The organism is Enterobacter sp. SST3, from assembly GCF_000286655.1.
In the GTDB taxonomy this organism is placed as follows: domain Bacteria; phylum Pseudomonadota; class Gammaproteobacteria; order Enterobacterales; family Enterobacteriaceae; genus Enterobacter; species Enterobacter roggenkampii.
In genome coordinates this window covers 1-1,953 of the sequence record NZ_ALNS01000062.1, presented here as the reverse complement: position 1 = coordinate 1,953, position 1,953 = coordinate 1, and the positions used below count along the sequence as shown (strand labels likewise).

Sequence of the window (1,953 nt, the reverse complement as noted above, 5' to 3'; positions counted from 1 at the left end):
GCGAGTGACATCTCGTTTGCGGGGAAAAAACGCATCACGCTGACTGGGGGCGGAAGCTACCTGCGGCTGGAGGCGGGAAAGGTGGAGTATGGTACGACGGCGATGTATATGCGCAAAGTGAAGCGGACGATGGCGGCGGGGGCTTCAGACATGCCGTTAAAGATGCCCCGCACGGGCACCTCACATATCTATTCCGCAATTTATCAGTTACGGGATGAGCAGGGTAACCTTCTGGCAGGCAAACCCTATAAGCTCACTATCCCTTCCGGACAGACCGCTACGGGCTATACCGATGAAGAAGGTAAAACCGTGCCCGTCTATACCCGCACTCAGGAAAATGTCGAACTTCACGTTGTGCAGAAAAAACCGCAGCCGCAGGAAACACTGTGGTTTATCGGTGACGGCTCAGAGCAGCAAATGGAAACTGAACTCAGGGAGCAGCCATAATGGAACTAACGGATTTACCCACATCGCCTGACTCGCCCGATATTCCCTCGGGCAAAAACAACCAGCCGTGGGACTGTACCACCACCGGCGTCGAGATGGTGGAGAAGCAGTCGCAGCTGCCGACTGAGAACAACCGTCAGTATCTGCATATCAAGGTTGAATATGCGATGCGCTTTCCTCGCCTGTCGGCAAAAATTCGTCGCAACAACAAAAGCTATCAGATGAGCCTAAAGCAGCTGATGATGAATGGACTCATCCGCGCAGATGAAATCGCGGCAAAATATTACTGGTGGTACAAAGCGGAAGTACCGTTTGATATCCGCACCACGCCGCCCCGCCCTTATCTCAGCAGTACGCAGACAGGGCCGGGCAGACGGCATACCACCAACCCCTTCCCCGAACCGGGAAAAGGCATTTATCGCCGCCCGGACGTGATTATAGTGAAGAACAGGAAGGACCGCTGGCCGGGACTTGCGGGGCCAGATACCGAGGGAGTGATGCATGCGGATAATCTGGAGCGGCTGGTGGAGGTGAAGTTTCCAGAGGATGAGCTTAAAGAAGGACAGTACCGGGACTATATGCTGATTGTTGGTGGACCAGGCAACGAAGAACGCATGACCATTCTGGAGATCCACGATTGCCGCCCGCAGGAGCAGCAGTGGAGCGATCAGGTGGTCAACGTGACGTTACAGAACTGGGTGAAAAGCGGGGCGAAATACTGGCCGCTGTACCTCTATCCCCCCATCTTTACCCCGCGTCCGCCAGATGCGCCAGCGCCTGCCCGAATCCAGCCGTGGACCTATGTGGGCGATACCGTCGCCGATCTCAGTGAAGGTGCCATTCGCGGCATCGCCGAAGGCTGGAATGCGCTGTCAAAAGAGATGCAGCAGAAACTCCAGCGCGTCGCGGGCTGGCTGAACGACAGCGGCGTATGGGTCTATTCACAGGGCAGCCAGGCATGGCACTGGGCCAGCCGCACCGGTCGTTCGATTGCCTCATGGACGGACGAACAGCTGCGCACCGCCTGGCGGGAGATCCAGCAGGCAACGGATATGACGCTGGAGATGCTAAAAGAGGTGGACTGGGTCCAGGTACTGACCGATGCGGCAACCGCCATAGGGGTCATTCTGGTGGCGGTCGGCGTGGGGGTGCTGCTGGTCACGCTGGGCATTCCTGAAGCCATTATCGGCGCGTTTTTACTAATTGTACGCCTGGCGATAAGCGCCTGGGGGACGCTGGCGGCGATCCTCGGCGCAGGAACCACCGTGGCGGTAGCCCCGTAATAAGGAGTGATGATGTTAAAGGATCTGGAACTGAATTATATCGAAAAATGGCTGCCGGAAGCATCGGTTAAATACAAGGACGGCAGCCCGGCGGTGAACCTCGGGTTGATTATCACCGTGTTCTTTAAAAACGGCCATACGCCGGAGGTCCGCAGCAAAATGGTGGAGTGTGTCGATCGTTATTACGGGGAATTTAAGCCGTATCTCAGGAAAACGCTGCCGG

The 1,953-nt window shown here is 56.4% G+C and carries 1 protein-coding gene and 2 pseudogenes; all 3 read left to right on the top strand.

From position 1 onward, the window contains the following. Positions 1–447: pseudogene (locus tag B498_RS00010) on the top strand (type VI secretion system tip protein VgrG); the annotation flags it as partial. After that, a complete protein-coding gene (locus B498_RS00015) occupies positions 447–1,730 on the top strand; it encodes a VRR-NUC domain-containing protein (protein ID WP_008503534.1) in 1,284 nt (427 codons plus the stop codon). The pseudogene B498_RS00010 and the gene B498_RS00015, both read left to right, overlap by 1 nt. A 9-nt stretch (positions 1,731–1,739) precedes the next feature. Next, positions 1,740–1,953 (top strand): annotated as a pseudogene (locus B498_RS00020) (DUF3396 domain-containing protein); the annotation flags it as partial.